Source organism: Flavobacterium sp. PLA-DH12 (genome assembly GCF_059511845.1).
Map to the genome: position 1 here is coordinate 112,843 of NZ_JCAMPD010000009.1, position 16,836 is coordinate 129,678.

The window sequence follows — 16,836 nt, forward strand, 5'->3', positions numbered from 1 at the left end:
AGGTTAAATTATTTTTAGATTATAAATTTTCTTTGATAAAGTTGGTCATTTTAGTATAAAGCTGAACTCTTGTTTTCCCGCCATAAATACCATGATCTTTATCTGGATAAATTTGAGAATCAAATTGTTTATTTGCCTGAATTAAAGCTTCCATCATTTGCATTGTGTTTTGAACATGAACATTGTCATCTCCAGAACCGTGAATCAACAAAAACTTCCCTTTTAATTTATCGACGTGATTGATTGGAGAGTTTTGATCATATCCGCTTGCATTTTCTTGCGGAGTCTGCATATATCTTTCTGTATAAACACTGTCATAAAATCTCCAGTTTGTAACTGGCGCAACAGCAATTGCCATTTTAAACACATCATTTCCTTGGAAAATACAGTTAGAAGCCATAAATCCACCGTAGCTCCATCCGAAGATTCCAATTCTTGAAGCATCAACATAAGGATAAGCACCAATTACTTTTGCAGCATCGATTTGATCTTCAACTTCGTATTTTCCTAATTCTTTTTGAGTCACTTTTTTGAAATCAGCTCCTTTAAAACCAGTCCCTCGTCCGTCAACACAAGCTACGATATAACCTTGTTGTGTTAAAGAAAGGAACCAGTAATCATTAGAATTATTCCACTGATTTGCCACCTGCTGAGATCCTGGCCCTGAATATTGGAACATGAAAACAGGATATTTTTTTGAAGGATCAAAATCTTTTGGTTTTAAAATCCATGCATTTAATTCGTTTCCTTTTGCTGTTTTTAAAACAAAGTATTCTTTTGAAGGAAGGTTATACGCTTTCAATTTATCTGCAAGAGCCTGATTGTTTTCGATAACCTGAATTTCTTTTCCTGTTTTAGCCTCGTTTAAAGTATAAGTTGTAGGCTGTGTATTACTTGAGAAAGTTGTAATAAAGTATTGGAAGTTTGGACTGAAAGTAGCTGCACTTGTTCCTGTTTTTGAAGACAAACGCACTTTATTTTTTCCGTCTAAACCAATTCTGTAAAGATCTCTATTGATAGAACCATTTTCTGTAGACTGATAGAAAATAGTTTTTGTTTTTTCGTCGAAACCGTAGTATGAAACCACTTCCCAGTTTCCTTTTGTAACTTGATTTTTAAGTTTTCCGTTTTTATCATATACATAAATATGATTAAACCCGTCTTTTTCGCTTGTCCAGATAAAACTGTTGTCTTTTAAGAACGTCAAATTATCATTGATATCTACATACGCTTTATCTTTTTCATTTAAAACTACTTTTGCAGTTGCTGTATTTCCATCAATAAACAATAGATCTAAATTATCTTGGTGACGGTTTAAAACCTGTGCCGAAAGCACATTTGCATCATTTGTCCATTGCATTCTTGCAATATAGAAATCATTATATTTTCCTAAATCTACTTTTTTTGTTGCTCCCGCAGCTACATCATAGATATGCAATGATACTTCAGAATTTTTTTCTCCAGCTTTAGGATATTTAAAAGTCTCAATTTTAGGATATAGATCTTTATGGAAGATTGACATTGAAAACTCAGGAACCTGGCTTTCGTCAAAACGGATGTAAGCTACTTTTTTACTGTCTTTACTCCAGTCGAAAGCACGAACAAATGCAAACTCCTCTTCATAAACCCAGTCAGTAATACCATTTATAACAGCATTTTTCTTCCCGTCTGTTGTAATAGCCGTAGATTTTTTTGATGCTACGTCGTACACATATAAGTTATTTTCTTTTGCGTAAGCGATTTTTGTTCCGTCAGGTGAAAATGTTGGTTCTTGAATTTGAAAATCAACAAGTTTAGTCAGAGATTTTGCTGCGATATCATAAAGGAAATAATCTGCAGTAAAAGAGTGACGGAAGATTTTAGAAGAATTACAAGCAATTAAGATCTTTTTTTCAGAGGCATCAAAAGTGTAGCTATCAATTCCGTCTGCAAGTTCTTTGAAGTTTTTAGTATCGATAAGATTTGATACTTTTTTCAGGGTAGCAAAGTCGTATAAATCAATCTGCATACTTCTGCTCGCCTGATCAACATTTAAAACAGTATATTGATTTGTATTTTTCAGCGATTGTAATTCATCCATTCCTTTTGCCCGGAAAGTACCGCTAAAAACATTTTCGACAGTTATTTTCTGCTGTCCAAAAACAACCGCAGTTAAGAATAAAAGTACTGCAGTAAATTTGCTTGTATTCATTAGAATTATTTTAAATATAAAAAGAGCCCAATTTTAGTAAAAAAAATAAACATAATACACATTTTAAGTGTTAAATGTTAAAAAAAATAACGATTGCGTACTTTCATGTCTGAAATAGATTGCAATCAAAACTCTTAAAATAGTATCTTTGCCGCAACATTATTATTTAATACATTGAGAATGAACAACGCTGTTGCCGGATTTTCTAAATTATCCAAAAAAGAAAAAATTAATTGGATTGCAAATGAATATTTTTCAAATTCAGAAGAGGCGCAAAATATTATAAGAAATTACTGGAATTCAGACGAAAAGCTTCAGCAGCTTCATGATGAATTTATAGAAAACACCATTACAAACCTTTATATCCCACTTGGAGTTGCACCTAACTTTTTGATCAACGGAAAATACAAAACCATTCCGATGGCAATTGAAGAAAGTTCTGTAGTGGCAGCAGCTTCAAAAGCAGCAAAATACTGGTCAACAAGAGGTGGTTTTAAAGCTACAATTATTGATACTGAAAAAATCGGACAGGTTCATTTTACTTACAACGGAGATGCCGAAAAATTAAATAACTTTTTTGACCAGATAAAACCAAAATTCTTCTCAGAAACGCAAAGCATTACCAAAAATATGCAACAACGTGGTGGAGGAATTTTAGACATCAAACTAAAAGACAAAAGAAGTTTACTAGAAAACTACTATCAGCTTCATGCTACTTTTGAAACCAAAGATAGTATGGGTGCTAATTTCATCAATTCTTGTCTGGAGCAATTTGCTACAACTTTAAAAGAAGAAGCTCAAAATTCTGACTTATGTCAAAATAACGAAAAGCTCGAAGTTATCATGAGCATTCTTTCTAACTATGTTCCGCATTGTCTTGTTAGAGCTGAAGTTTCTTGCCCAATTGAAGATTTAGCAGAAAAACACATAACCAATCCGCAAGAATTTGCAGAACGTTTTGTTCAAGCAGTTCAAATTGCGGAAATAGAACCTTTTAGAGCGGTTACACATAACAAAGGTATCATGAATGGCGTAGATGCTGTCATTCTCGCGACCGGAAATGATTTTAGAGCTGTAGAAGCTGGTGTACATGCTTATGCTGCCAAAAATGGCCAGTACGCAAGTTTATCGCATGCGAAAATAGAAGATGGAATTTTCACTTTTTGGCTTGAAATTCCGCTTGCAGTTGGTACCGTTGGCGGTTTAACCTCTTTGCATCCTTTAGTAAAACTGTGTTTGGAAATTTTAGAAAAACCATCTGCTCCAGAATTAATGGAAATTGTTGCTGTCGCTGGTTTAGCGCAAAATTTCGCCGCATTGCGTTCGTTAACCACAACAGGAATTCAGGAAGGACACATGAAAATGCACCTTAACAATATTATCAATCAATTTGAAGCTACCGATGAAGAACGTAATTTAATTAAAGCGCACTTCAAAAAAACAGCCGTTTCTCACAGTGCTGTGGTAGAATTTATTGAGAATTTAAGAAAATAATTAGAAGCTAATCCCGCTATCCGTTTCAATCTTTTGCTTTTTTTCTTTAAAAAAGCAAAAGATTGAAACGGATAGCGGGGCTAAAAAATAAAGCATGAAGAATACCTTTTACAGTAACGGAAAACTTTTTATTGCTGGAGAATATCTAGTTTTGGATGGAGCAGATGCATTTGCGCTACCAACAAAATTTGGTCAAGATTTAGTAATTGAAGACTCAGAAGACAAACAAATTGAATGGAAAAGCTACGATTACGATAAACACTTGTGGTTTGAAGAAACTATTTCATTTGACGAAGTTGTAAAAGGTTCAGACTCTCACATTGACACTGTAAAATCAACTTTAGTCAACATTTTACACGAAGCGTATATTTTAAATCCAAAATTTATCGATAATGCTAACGGATATAAAGTAAGCACACATTTGAGTTTTCCAAAAAATTGGGGACTAGGAACTTCTTCGACTCTTATCAATAATATTGCACAGTGGACTGAAATTAATGCTTTCACACTACTAAAAAACAGTTTCGGCGGAAGTGGTTACGATATTGCATGCGCACAAAACAACACGCCTATTTTATACCGCATAAAAGATAATTACGTAAAGCAAGTTGAATTTAATCCAGATTTTACACAACACCTTTATTTTGTGTATTTAAATAAAAAACAAAACAGCAAATCTGCCATATTCTCCTACAACAACCACAAAGGCAATCATTTAGCCGCTAATGTTGCAGAAAACAATAAAATCACAAATGAAATTCTTCACGCCAAAACATTAAAAGAATTTGCGTCGGCGATTCAGAAACACGAAATTCATTTAAGTAAAGTGTTAGAAATGCAGACCATAAAAGAGGCTGTTTTTCCTGATTTTAATGGTGTAATAAAAAGTTTGGGAGCTTGGGGAGGCGACTTTATTCTGGTAGTTTCTAAAGAAAATCCGAAAGAATATTTCTCCAATAAAGGCTACGAGACAATTTTAACTTATGACGAAATGATATTATAATTCATTTCAAAGAAGCTATTAGTTTGCTTTTTTATTGTTTTTAACTTCTTTTGTCTCCAAACGACGAACCGATTTGTCTTGTTCATTTGACTCTATAAGCCTATTGTGCAAGCGTTCTGCCATTTTTTCGATGCTATTGGTAATCGAATCGTAAACCACTTCCATTCTACGGTGTTTCTCTTCTTTTACAGCTCTTAAAACATCTTCGACAAAAACTTTATCATATTTTTCAGCAACAGAATCATGTGTATTTGTCAATCTAATCACATAGTCATTGCTTAAAATAGTTACTTTAAAATGTTGCTCTTCATTACTCAAATAATATTTTCCACCCAATTCATCAACATTGATGTCGGTGCTGCTCACTTTTAAAAGCTCTGTAATAATACCATAGATGTGGCTCTCTATTTTGGTATATACTCTCGGCTTCTTTTTAAAAATTTTAAAAGTAAAAAACATTAAATAGGCGATTTGTTTATTAGCTCATTATTCTTCTTTACTCTATTTCCTCGCAAAAGCTAAAAATATGTTAAAGTAAAAATCGAGCAAATTAACTGTAATAATTTGAAAATCACAAGTTTTTTAAATTAAATTTCGATAATCCCTATATACTTTAAGAAAATTAACACAAAGTAGATTTTCCTAATTTCATAAAAAAAAAAGAAACCCGAAACATTCATATGTTTCGGGTTTCTTTTTATGATAAATTACTTTTAATTAGTAATTAAATTGTAATCTGTTATCTTCAATTTTAGCATTGTTTTTTAACGCTGGCAATACTCTGTTTGCATCAGATGCGCTTTGAGCTTTTACTTTCTCTACGTAAGCTGCGTGATTAGCAATTGCTGGAGCTTTTACTGTCTTAATGTTTTTAACTACATAAACACCAGTATTTCCTTCAATTGGAGCAGAGATTTTGTTTGCTGCTAATGCAAATGCATTACCTACTACTCTTGGCTCTTGTCCAACTCCACCAGGTAAAACTGGATTATCAAGAGTTACATCTGCAGCTTGTTGAACCGCAACTCCTGCAGCTTTAGCAATAGCTTCAAGGCTTGAACCTTGCATTTTTGCTTTTAACAATTCTGCTTTTTTCTTGTTTTTCAAGATTGGCTCTACATAAGGTCTTGCCATATCAACAGAAACTAAACCTGACTTGTTTTCACCTTTATATTGTGCGATAACGTGTCCGATGTTTGCAATTTCGAAACGTTTTACGTCACCTTTACTTGTTTCCTTATCAAAAGCCCATCTTACAATGTTACGTTGGTTTCCTAATGGTCCAAACGCTTCATCCATAGCTTTTGCATTAACAGCTGGGGCAACTTTTAATCCTAATTCTTTTGCTGCAGCATTGAAGTCTTTATCAGCAGCATCCATTTCAAATTTAGTTGCCAATGTAAATACTTTATCAGAAGTAGCTTCAGATGGCTCAATTTTTTGAGCAATTGTAGCTAAACGAATTCCGTCTTGTTTGTCTGTAATTTTGATTACGTGAAATCCGAAAGGAGTTTCTACTAAACCAACTTTACCAATTCCGTTACTGAATACAAAATCGTTGAAAGGCTTTACCATTTGGTTTGGCCCAAAATATCCCAAGTCACCACCTTGCTGTGCAGATGAATCATCAGAACTTGTAAAAGCCAACATCATAAAACTATCTGGATTAGCTTGAACTTGTGCTAAAATTTCTTCAGCTTTAGCTTTAGCTTCTTCTTTAGTTCTTTTTTCTTTTTGGTTTGGGGTTTGAGACCCTTCGTAACCAATTAAGATATGACTAGCTTTTGCATTAACTCCAGCTTTAAATCCTTGAGATTTAGAAATTGCATAGTATCTTCCGTAAACGTATGGTCCGTAGATTGCTCCGGCTGGCAAGCTGAATAATTTGTCTGCATCAACAGCTGGCAATGCATTTTTAGGAACATAAGTAGAATCGTAAGGAACATCAGAATTTGCGTTTACAAATTCAGCAATGTTTGTAGCATTTTTAAATCCTGGCAATGTGTCGTTTTTACCAGTTTTTGCATTGTAAACAACACTTCCTGATAATAGCGCAGTTAATTTAGCTTTAATTTCAGCCTCATCTTCTTTAGATGCTTTATCTTCAACTAAAACGTATTGAATTTCGCGAGTTGCATCTGCTTTGAATTTTTTCTCGTTTTTCTTCATGTAAGCTACGATCTCATCATCAGAAATTTTTACTTCACTATCTTTAATAGAAGAATAAGGAGCTGCTGCAAAAGCAAAGCTTACTTTATTAGCTTCCATTTCATACTTTAATTTTCCTTCACTAGCAGTTGTGTAAAGACCTGATTTAATTAAAGTATTATAGATTTGAAATTTTGCATTCAATTCAGCATCTTTCTCTTTTTGAGAGATGTATTGTGCCGCTTCTGGGTTTGATTTAAAATAATCTTTGAACTTAACAACATCAAACATTCCTGCTGCGTTTAAGAACATTGGGTTTTTACCAATATTTGGATCTGATTTTAAAACCTCTAAAATGTGTTTTTCACCAACTCTCAATCCTAATTTATCAAACTGTGATGATAATAAAGCGATTGAAACTTCTTGATCCCAAACTCTGTTTGCAGCTTCAGTGGAAGTTATTCCTTGTCCACTTTTTTCAACATTACTAACTTTAATTCTAAAGTCTTCAAATGAAATATCTTTTCCATCGATGCTTCCTACATCTTTTGAACTTTGACCGAATGTTCCTCTTGTAAATAGATCTTGTATTATAAATGCAAATAATGCAAGTGCAATAACTCCTATCAATAAAGCGGAACGCTGTCTAATTTTTGCTAAAACTGCCATTTTATTATCGTTAATTTTATATTCAGTTTGCGAAAATACAATTATCTAGTTAATAACAATACAACTAGCGTTTTATTTTCAACATTTTTTTTCATTAATTTAAAAAATCACTCTTTAATTGTCAATTTGACTAGTTCTATTTTCTTATTTGAAGCCTCTTCAATAGAAAAATGAAACTTATCTATTACAATTTTGTCTCCTTTTTGTGGGATTTCTTTAGTATGATTTACAATAAAACCTCCTAATGTGCCATACGAATCTTCTTCTGGAATCATTAATTTATAAGTTTCATTCAAATACTCAACATCTAATCTGGTAGAAAACAAATACTTCCCTTCTCCTAATTCTTCTTCTATTAATTCTTCATCCAAATCGTGCTCATCTTCAATTTCTCCAAAAAGCTCCTCGACAATATCTTCAATTGTAATAATTCCAGAAGTTCCTCCATATTCATCTAAAACAACTGCAATGTTTTTTCGTTTTTTGATCAATAGATTCAAAACATCTTTAATTAGAATTGTTTCCGGCACAAATTCAACGGTCATTAAAACCGATTTTATAGTCGCTGGTTTTTTAAACAAATCAAACGAATGAACATATCCAACAATATCGTCTAGTGAATTCTGACTTATAATAATCTTTGAATATCCTGTTTCAATAAACAAAGCTCTAAGATCATCAACAGTATCAAAAAGATCAATATCCACAATTTCTGTGCGAGGCGTCATAATGTCACGCGCCTTTACACCCGAGAATTCTAATGCATTCTGAAAAATCTGAATTTCAGAATCAACCTCTTCATCTTCTTCAACAGTACTCATTTGTTCTGTTATATAATTCCCTAACTCTATACGGCTAAACAAATGGATTTGATTTCCTTCTGTTTTAAAGAATTTACTTAACACAAAATCTGCAATCCAAATGAAGAAAGTAGAGATATAATAGAATAATCGATAGAACAGATAAGCTGGAAGCGCCAGAATTTTAATTAAAGAATTGGCATAAATTTGAAAAAACACCTTAGGAAAAAACTCCGAAGTAAGCAAAACCACAAATGTGGCAAGAAGTGTCTGAATAAGTATATTCCACCAATCAGAAAAAACCAATCCAAAATAAGCCATCCAGCTTAAAATAAGATCGCCCATAAAAAAGCCGTAAATCACCAAAGCCACATTGTTGCCAATAAGCATGGCAGCAATAAATTTGGATGGATTTTCGGTTAGCTTAGTTAAGATTCGAGACAGGAAATCATCTTGTTTCTTTTCGATTTCAAGATAAATTTTGTTGGCGGATGTAAAAGCAATTTCCATCCCAGAAAAAAAGGCAGCTAGTATTAAACATATTATTATAATACTAATTTCCATTTTTTATTGTTTTTTGTTTCGGTCGTTGTGCCTGTTAAGAAATCTTCTTCTGAAGAAAAACATAAAAATAGCCATCCCTGCAATCACAAAATAGAAAGGATAGCTCTCATCACCCTCATTTAGTTTTACAATACCATCATAAGTAAAGAAAACTGCAAAAAGGATGTAAACGTATTGTGTATATTTTAAATAACCCATAATATTATAATTCTTCGTTCGATTCAATTTCACCACTTATTCGCTGCGAATTGATCACTTTAAAATCTTTGCTAAAATCTATTCCCTGACCATAGGAAACTCCTTTTGTATCGGTCAATTTAAATTTTCTTTCCGTATAAAACCATTCGTTTTTCTGATCGAAATACAATTGTTCTGTTTCCAAAACTTGTCCAGCTTCTGAAGTGATTTTTACCTTTCCTATTAAATCAATAATTCCAGTATTCTTATAAGAAACCGCGTAATTACCTCTTATAAAGGTACGTTTTTGCTTTTTATCATATAATGTAACATCGATTCCTTTAGGAAATTCTGTAAAAGGAAAATCGAGATTTGAATAATCTAACATTTTTGGACTTATCAAAACTCCTGTAATGCGTCCAGAATCTGTATATTTAATATTTACAGTATCAGCATCGCTGGCAGGAACAAATTCCGAGAAGTTAATTTTCTGAACTTCTTTAAAATTACTTTCGCATCCAAAAAATAGTGTCACAGCAAAAACTGTGACAGCTATGAGACTATATCTTTTTGGTAAATTCATTTGCCAAATGTAGTAAATTGTAATGAGCTTCTAAAAGATAATATATTTTGATTATTGGTATTTGCTCTTCACGAACCATTTATCGTTGAAAGAGAAACTTACGCTAAAATTCACATAATTTTCCTGCACTAAATCTGCAGCTGTTGTACCACGCTTACCAAACTCTATTCCGAAATTTACATTTGAATAAGATTGCGGAATTGGAACTCCTACACCTAATGACATTCCGATATCTTTAATTGATTCGTTATTTACAATCAAACCGATTTTTTCGTATTTCAAACCAGCTCTATAGGTAATTCTGCTCATATAGCTAGTAAAAGATGCGTAGTTTGGAAGGTAATATCCTCCAACAGCATATTTAGAATAGCTTTCGTATCTTACATTGTTTGCGGCATTGTAATAATTCTCTAGCTGCCCATCTCCTTGAAAAGTCATATTTGCTCCCACAAGCCATTTTCTAGCTTCACCAACTCCTACTCCGATACTTAATTTGTTTGGAAGTTTTAGCTTTGTTGATTCTGTAGGAACGCCATAAGCCTCTGGATCTCCTTGAACTGAAATAACTCGCGTATTATCTGAATTTAAATTACTTGCAAAAGAATAACTCAAACTAGAGAATATGCTCATCTTTTTATAGATCTTTTTCTGGTACATAGTCCCGAAACTAAATGCCATACCTGAAAGTTCAGAAGTATTTACTTCTGCTGTTCCATTTTGAACTCCTGTAATAGCTTCGACACTTGTTGTAGTAATTTTTCCAAAGTTATACTGTGCATCTACTCCAATATTCCAGTTTTTCATTATTTTGTATGACAAACCAAAATACACCTTATTTACACCACCTTTTCCATCAAGCTGTGAACTTGTTGCTCCTTCTGTTGCAGAATTGTCGTTACGGATTTTATACCCAACCGAAGTTACCGGTATCAAACCGAATGAAGCACCAAATTTCCCCATCGGGATTCCTAATGCTAAATAATCAAAAGTAGAGCGCTGTGCTTTTTCTGATGCAGAATCCGTTTTTAAATTTGAAGTAGCAAATGTTCCTCCAACTGTAAAAGTTGTCTGAATTAAGCTGGCATAACTTGCCGGATTTTCTAAATTTAAGTGAATCGTATCCTGCTCTACTGCAACTCCTGCCATAGATCTGTTCTCAAGAGTTCCCTTGAATCTCACATCTCCTATTCCGAAAAAAGAATAAGGCGAAGCAGTACCTTGTTGAGCGAATGAAACGAACGATATAAGCAAACAAGCGCTTAGTATTACTTTTTTAATCATTGTCGATTTTATATTGATATGTTTGGCTCAAACTTTCTAAAAGGAAATTTGAATTGGCAAATATGGTATTTTTTAATCGTTTAGCCAAAAAATCTGCATCGCCTCCCGTTAAAATTATGATAAAATTTGAAAACTCTTTGCGATATTCATCGATAAAACCGTCAATCTCATAGACGAAACCGTTGACAACACCAGAATGTATGGCTTGTGCCGTAGAGTTTCCTACATAAGAATCAGGCTCTTCTAAGGTTAGTAACGGTAGTCTGGCCGTAAAATTATGCAATGATTCGTATCGCAAACGTAGACCTGGAGAAATGGCTCCTCCTAAATAATTGTCTTTTTCGTCGATAAAATCGTAGGTAATGCAAGTTCCAGCATCTATAACTAAACGGTTTTGTTTTGGAAATTGAAGCGTTGCTCCTGCTGCCAAAATCATTCGGTCTATTCCTAAAGTTTTTGGAGTTGCATACTTATTATGGAAAGGAAAAATATCTTCGTGGGTAAAAAAATGAACTTTGAGTCTATTTTCGAAGGACAAAAATGATTGTTTTTCGATACTTCCTACCGAAGCAACAACCAAATCGGAGCATTTTGGATATTTTTCTAAAATTTTTTCAATTTTTTTTTCAAGTTCTTTTTTTTCAAAAACAAAATTCTCCAGAGTAGTATTTCCCTCAAAGACAGATGCTTTAATTCTAGTATTTCCGACATCAACCGTTAAAATCATATTTCCTTTTTTGCTTTTGCGAAGATACGAATTGATTTTTTCTAAAAAATGTTTTGCACAAACCAAAAATGATTATATATTTGCACCCGCAACAAGCACGGTACCTTAGCTCAGATGGTAGAGCAATGGACTGAAAATCCATGTGTCCCTGGTTCGATCCCTGGAGGTACCACAAAACCCGAATAGAAATATTCGGGTTTTTTGTTTTTTATACTTTTCTGTTTTATTTAACCGCAAAGTACACAAAGAAAAAAAGCGCAAGGTTCGCAAAGTTTAAAAATAACTTTGCGAACCTTTGCGTAAATCTTTGCGGTTAAAAACCTCTTCAAATTTACTTTAGTTCTTAAATCCAAAATGTCAACAAATTAATAGTTTTTGTTAAAAAAGTATTGACTGAATAAAAAAATATCTTCTATATTCGTAAAACTGTATTTTTCTTTTTCATTCATTAACAAGATCTCAAAGCAGTTTTATGAGCAAAACTTCTACTAAAGGCATTTGGAAAGTAATTTCGGCCTCTTCAATGGGCACCATGATTGAATGGTACGACTTTTACATTTTTGGCAGTTTGGCTGTCGTAATTTCAACAAAATTTTTTCCTAGCGACAATCCAACCGCAGCATTTTTATCTACTTTAGCCACATTTGCCGCTGGATTTGTAGTTCGGCCATTTGGAGCTTTATTTTTTGGAAGGCTTGGAGATATTATTGGTCGAAAATATACTTTTATGGCTACCTTATTATTAATGGGTGGTTCAACCTTTTTGATAGGCTGTATTCCAAGCTATGAAACAATTGGCTTTCTAGCTCCATTATTGGTTTTGATTTTACGCTTACTTCAAGGTCTTGCTCTTGGAGGAGAATATGGCGGCGCTGCTACGTATGTTGCCGAGCATGCTCCATCGGGAGAAAAAGGATATTGGACTTCATGGATTCAGACTACTGCTACTGTTGGTTTATTTATTTCTCTAATGGTTATTCTAGCTACCAAAAATATACTTTCTCCTGAAGCTTTTGATCTTTGGGGATGGCGTGTTCCTTTTTGGGTTTCAATTGCTATGGTTGGAGTCTCATATCTGATTAGAAAAAATATGGATGAATCTCCTGTTTTTGCAAAGGCTAAAAAAGAGGGAACAACAAGTGCAAATCCGTTAAAGGAAAGTTTTGGAAACCGATACAATTTAAAATTTGTGCTTTTGGCATTGTTTGGAGCCACAATGGGACAAGGTGTTGTCTGGTATACGGGACAATTTTATGCGATGAGCTTTATGAAAACAGTAATGAATGTCGATTCTTCGCAAGTTGATGAACTATTAGGAATTGCTCTATTGATTGGGACACCGTTTTTTATTGTTTTTGGATGGCTGAGCGATAAGATTGGCCGTAAATATATAATGATGTTCGGAATGCTGATTGCTATTTTGTCTTATAGACCGATTTATAAAGCTATGTACGACACTACAGATATAAATAAGAAAACTGAAATCGTAGAAAACCCAAGGGTAAAAACGGAGAATAAGGCCGATGGAAGTTCGGTCACAATTACACAAAAAAAATATACAGACGGAACATCCGTGGTGGAGAAAAAAACGTACATGCACAAAAAAGATGCTCAAACTAGCATTTCGGTAACAATTAATTCAAGCGATAAATGGACATTAACCTTTTTAGTTTTTATTCAAGTACTATTTGTAACAATGGTTTATGGCCCTATTGCAGCTTTCTTAGTCGAAATGTTTCCAACCAAAATTAGATATACTTCTATGTCATTGCCTTATCATGTTGGAAACGGAATTTTCGGAGGGTTACTTCCTGCTATTTCTACTTATTTTGTATCTCACGCCAAAACAGCTGGCAAAACCGATTTTTATCTCGACGGATTATGGTATCCTATTATTATTGCAGGGATCTGCTTTGTAATTGGAATGATTTATATTGACAACAAAAACAAAACTACTCACCTTTAAAATTTAAAAAATGAATGCGATTAAACAAGTTTTAGGGGCTTTATGGATTGCTTTGGCCGCTGCAGCAGCTTATTTCTGTGTCTTTGAATTTGGTTTACCTAAACTGCTCTCGGACCAGCAGGATGATTTGGTATTTGGCGCCATTATTCTATTTATACTTACACCGCTTATTGTTATGGGTTTAGGAACATTTGGATATTATTCTCTAATTGGAGAATACAACGATACGAAAAGAAAAAATAAATAAACCCTATCTTAAAAAAATCGAAAAGGGCTGTCTGCAATATGCAGAACAGCCCTTTCTCATTACTAACCTAACCAAATTTTTAATCTGTAAGATTTATTTTTAAGTTTATCTTTTAATAAACTTCATCACCTGAGTTTTGTTGTTTTCGTCAGAAGCTTTTACAATATAAAGTCCAGACTGTAATTCACTTACGACAAATTGAGAATCTGGAACGCCTTTAGAATTAAAACTTTTGACCAGCTGGCCTGAAACAGAATAAATTTGAACCTTTACAAAACCTGCATTTAAAGTAAAATAATCTGCAACTGGATTTGGATAGAGATTAACAGAATTCCCCTTTTCAAAATCTTCTATCGCTAAATTTGCGACTTTGTTACCGTAAATTCTATATTCTCCTGCTGGAAGATTTATAGGAGCATTTACATCTGTTACTGTAATAGTAGTATTATCCATTAAATTATACCAAGTTCCGGAATACGGAAAACCAGTCGCAATGTTTTGAGCCGTAGTATCAAAATTGGCTAAAATCAAAACGTCTTTTAGCTGTGCAGAAGTCAAACTGCTGTTTGTAATTTTGATGTTTACTGCCAGAGAAGCAACATTCGCCATTGTTGCTGTTCCTAAAAATACTGGCTCAGTTTTTTTAAGTGTAATCATTTTAGCCCAATCGTTATAAATTTTATTACGATTAGAATTCCCTAGCCAATTGTTTACCCACTGAGGTTGTGGTTTAGTATCTAATTTACAATCTCCCCCTGTAGCATCTGAGTCTGTATTTACTGAATTGTCATTACAAGTAAAAATAGAACTCTCCCAGCCTAGCTCCCCAAAATGCCAGATCATTTTTGGTCCTGGAACCAATAATGAAACCGCACCAATTGCCGACATTCTAGATAAAGCTGTATTTAATGTTTTTACATTATATGCACCATTTACAGCTCCATACTGTACATTTTTATACATCAAACGTTCTTCGTCATGACTTTCAGCATAACCCATTAAACGATTGGCAGCAAAACCACGATTTGCACTATTCATTCTATAAATATTGCTTTCAGAAGCATATCCCATCGACAATTGATTATACTCTTTTGTCATTTTCCCCCACATCATAACACCTTTACTTGGTGTTTCTGTTACTCTGTAATTTGCCCACTCTTTTTCTTCTGTGTCTGTTCCTAAATGTTCAAAAATGGTATAATGTGTTGGATCTATTGCCCAAGAAAAATCAGCATATTTTTTCAAAATATCAACACGATCTTGTTTGTAAGCATCGGTGCAAGCATTATCGCCCGCTGTACATAATTGTGTAAATCCTTTTGTTAAGTCCCAACGGAAACCATCAATTTTATATTCTTCAATCCAATGTTTGATCACTCGATTTACATAATACTGCGTTTTTAGTGATTGATGATTAAAATCTTCTCCTACACTATAACTATGTTTTGCTACTGTATTAAAATAAGGATTCTCTGCAGTCGGCGATCCAAAACCATCTCCATCTGGATCATTCATCCACATTCTCACCATCGGGTTTCTTCCGAAGGCATGATTTAATGCAACGTCAAGAATTACTGCAATTCCGTTTTGGTGACACAAATCAATAAACTCTTTTAGTTTATCCGAAGTTCCGTAAAACTTATCCAAAGCCATATGAAATGAGGTATTATAACCCCAGCTTTCATTGCCTTCAAATTCCATTACCGGCATTAATTCGATTGCATTTATTTTTAAATTTTTAAAATAATCTATTCTATCAATCAAACTCTGATAACTTCTTGACGCATCAAAATCACGAACCAAAACTTCATAAACGACTAGTTTCTCTTTTTCAGGTTTTTCAAAATTGGTTACCTGCCAATTGTATGGAGTCTGTCCTGTTTTTAAAACTGTCACTTCAAAATTTTGTCCCGCTGGATAAACGGGCATATTTGGATATTTTGAAGCAGGAATTGAAGAATCATCATAAGGAGACAATACTAATGTAGAATATGGATCTGCAATTTTTACCAATGATGACGAATTGGCAATTGGCGTAGTGTCTACAACCCAATATTGATAGGTATTGCTGACACCAGAAACCAATCCTGTTAATTCCAACCAGAATTTACCCGTAGTCGGATCTTTTTTCATGGCATAAGCAGATGTTGGCTGCCAGTTATTGAAACTTCCTGCAACATAAACAAAGTCTTTTAATGGCGCATCCAGAACCAAAGTTGCTTTTGTAGGATCTGCAGCATTATAATTAATTCCATCCTCAAGACCCGCTGGCATAGCTTCAGAAACTGTATTTGGATTTACGACCACTCCAAATTTCTTTGAAACGGCTGTAGTTCCTTGTGTTGCAATCAATTCATAAGTCTGATTTCCTGTAATATTAGCATGTGTATAAGAATAACTTGAAGTACTTGTGTTTGTATTGATTGTTACTCCGTTAGATTTCAAAGTGTAGCTTCCAGCTCCACCTGTATTTGTTGCCGTAATATTAAAACTTGAACCAGAGTTAATAATCGTTGTACTGTTTTCGGCTGGCGAAGTTAATGTTACTTGAAAAGATCCTACTTCAACTATAATGTCTTGTGACTTTTTATCGCCCGTTCCGTCTTTCGTTTTAACCAAAAAACCAATTCTTCCTATTCCGTTTCTTGCGAAATAAGCAGAAGGGGTAATTGTTTTAGTATATGTATCGGTTCCTGCATTATAGGTAAATTTACTTGCTTCGTTGGATGAAGTCCAAGTTCCATTAGAGGGACTATCTGATTGATTAATATCATTTACATCAAAAGACCATGACCAAAGATATAATGCATTAGTGGTACTGATTCCCCATGAAGTTTCATTAACACTATTGCCATTAATTGTAATGGTAATAGGCATCGTATCTTCAAAAGTAGAAGGATTTATTGAGTAAGTAACTGTTTGAGGCTGGGCAAAAACGGTTACTACCATCAATAAAAATATTGATAGTAAAATTTTTCTCATAATC

At 33.8% G+C, this 16,836-nt stretch carries 12 protein-coding genes and 1 tRNA gene; 5 read left to right on the top strand and 8 right to left on the bottom strand.

The annotated features are described in order from the left end of the window. Positions 1-19: 19 nt before the first annotated feature. Positions 20-2,191 carry a S9 family peptidase gene (locus AC5ZCW_RS17470; RefSeq protein WP_496120996.1) on the bottom strand — a complete coding sequence of 724 codons (2,172 nt, stop codon included), beginning with the start codon at positions 2,189-2,191 and terminating at the stop codon, positions 20-22. A 180-nt stretch (positions 2,192-2,371) separates the two neighbouring features. Here AC5ZCW_RS17470 and AC5ZCW_RS17475 point away from each other — a divergent pair, with 180 nt between their 5' ends. Both AC5ZCW_RS17475 and AC5ZCW_RS17480 read left to right on the top strand, forming a co-directional pair. Beyond that, positions 2,372-3,685, top strand: coding sequence for a hydroxymethylglutaryl-CoA reductase, degradative (locus AC5ZCW_RS17475; protein ID WP_496120997.1), 1,314 nt, complete (start codon positions 2,372-2,374; stop codon positions 3,683-3,685). Positions 3,686-3,779: 94 nt separating this feature from the next. Beyond that, positions 3,780-4,688, top strand: a complete 909-nt coding sequence (locus AC5ZCW_RS17480; RefSeq protein WP_496120999.1) for a GYDIA family GHMP kinase — start codon at positions 3,780-3,782, stop codon at positions 4,686-4,688. A gap of 18 nt (positions 4,689-4,706) precedes the next feature. On the opposite strand, the gene AC5ZCW_RS17485 is transcribed toward AC5ZCW_RS17480, so the two are convergent. From AC5ZCW_RS17485 to AC5ZCW_RS17510, 6 genes are all read right to left on the bottom strand, one after another. Continuing rightward, complete coding sequence (locus AC5ZCW_RS17485) at positions 4,707-5,147, bottom strand: hypothetical protein (RefSeq protein ID WP_343545110.1); 441 nt, start codon at positions 5,145-5,147, stop codon at positions 4,707-4,709. 258 nt (positions 5,148-5,405) lie between these two features. Then, complete coding sequence (locus AC5ZCW_RS17490) at positions 5,406-7,505, bottom strand: peptidylprolyl isomerase (RefSeq protein WP_496121000.1); 2,100 nt, start codon at positions 7,503-7,505, stop codon at positions 5,406-5,408. 107 nt (positions 7,506-7,612) lie between these two features. Continuing rightward, the gene (locus AC5ZCW_RS17495; RefSeq protein ID WP_496121001.1) at positions 7,613-8,869 is read right to left on the bottom strand and encodes a hemolysin family protein; all 1,257 of its coding nucleotides are present in this window, start codon (positions 8,867-8,869) and stop codon (positions 7,613-7,615) included. Between the two features lie 202 nt (positions 8,870-9,071). Next, positions 9,072-9,629, bottom strand: a complete 558-nt coding sequence (lptC, locus tag AC5ZCW_RS17500; protein WP_281634655.1) for an LPS export ABC transporter periplasmic protein LptC — start codon at positions 9,627-9,629, stop codon at positions 9,072-9,074. A gap of 51 nt (positions 9,630-9,680) precedes the next feature. Next, positions 9,681-10,910, bottom strand: coding sequence for a BamG family beta-barrel-assembly machinery protein (bamG, locus tag AC5ZCW_RS17505; protein WP_281634654.1), 1,230 nt, complete (start codon positions 10,908-10,910; stop codon positions 9,681-9,683). Continuing rightward, positions 10,903-11,637 (bottom strand): type III pantothenate kinase, encoded by a 735-nt coding sequence (locus AC5ZCW_RS17510; protein WP_343545115.1) that lies wholly within the window; start codon positions 11,635-11,637, stop codon positions 10,903-10,905. The genes bamG and AC5ZCW_RS17510 overlap by 8 nt, the downstream gene beginning before the upstream one ends. A 99-nt stretch (positions 11,638-11,736) precedes the next feature. Here AC5ZCW_RS17510 and AC5ZCW_RS17515 point away from each other — a divergent pair. The 3 genes from AC5ZCW_RS17515 (at position 11,737) to AC5ZCW_RS17525 (ending at position 13,850) form a co-directional block, all read left to right on the top strand. Next, positions 11,737-11,809 (top strand) — tRNA-Phe (locus AC5ZCW_RS17515). 300 nt (positions 11,810-12,109) lie between these two features. Then, on the top strand, positions 12,110-13,603 hold the full coding sequence (locus tag AC5ZCW_RS17520) for an MFS transporter (protein WP_496121002.1): 1,494 nt from the start codon (positions 12,110-12,112) through the stop codon (positions 13,601-13,603). Positions 13,604-13,613: 10 nt separating this feature from the next. Beyond that, positions 13,614-13,850: a DUF6814 family protein gene (locus AC5ZCW_RS17525; protein WP_177211167.1), complete on the top strand. Its 237-nt coding sequence runs from the start codon at positions 13,614-13,616 to the stop codon at positions 13,848-13,850. Between the two features lie 105 nt (positions 13,851-13,955). Here the strand turns inward: AC5ZCW_RS17525 and AC5ZCW_RS17530 are convergent, their stop codons facing one another. Then, positions 13,956-16,832, bottom strand: a complete 2,877-nt coding sequence (locus tag AC5ZCW_RS17530) for an alpha-amylase family glycosyl hydrolase (RefSeq protein ID WP_496121004.1) — start codon at positions 16,830-16,832, stop codon at positions 13,956-13,958. Positions 16,833-16,836 lie beyond the last annotated feature (4 nt).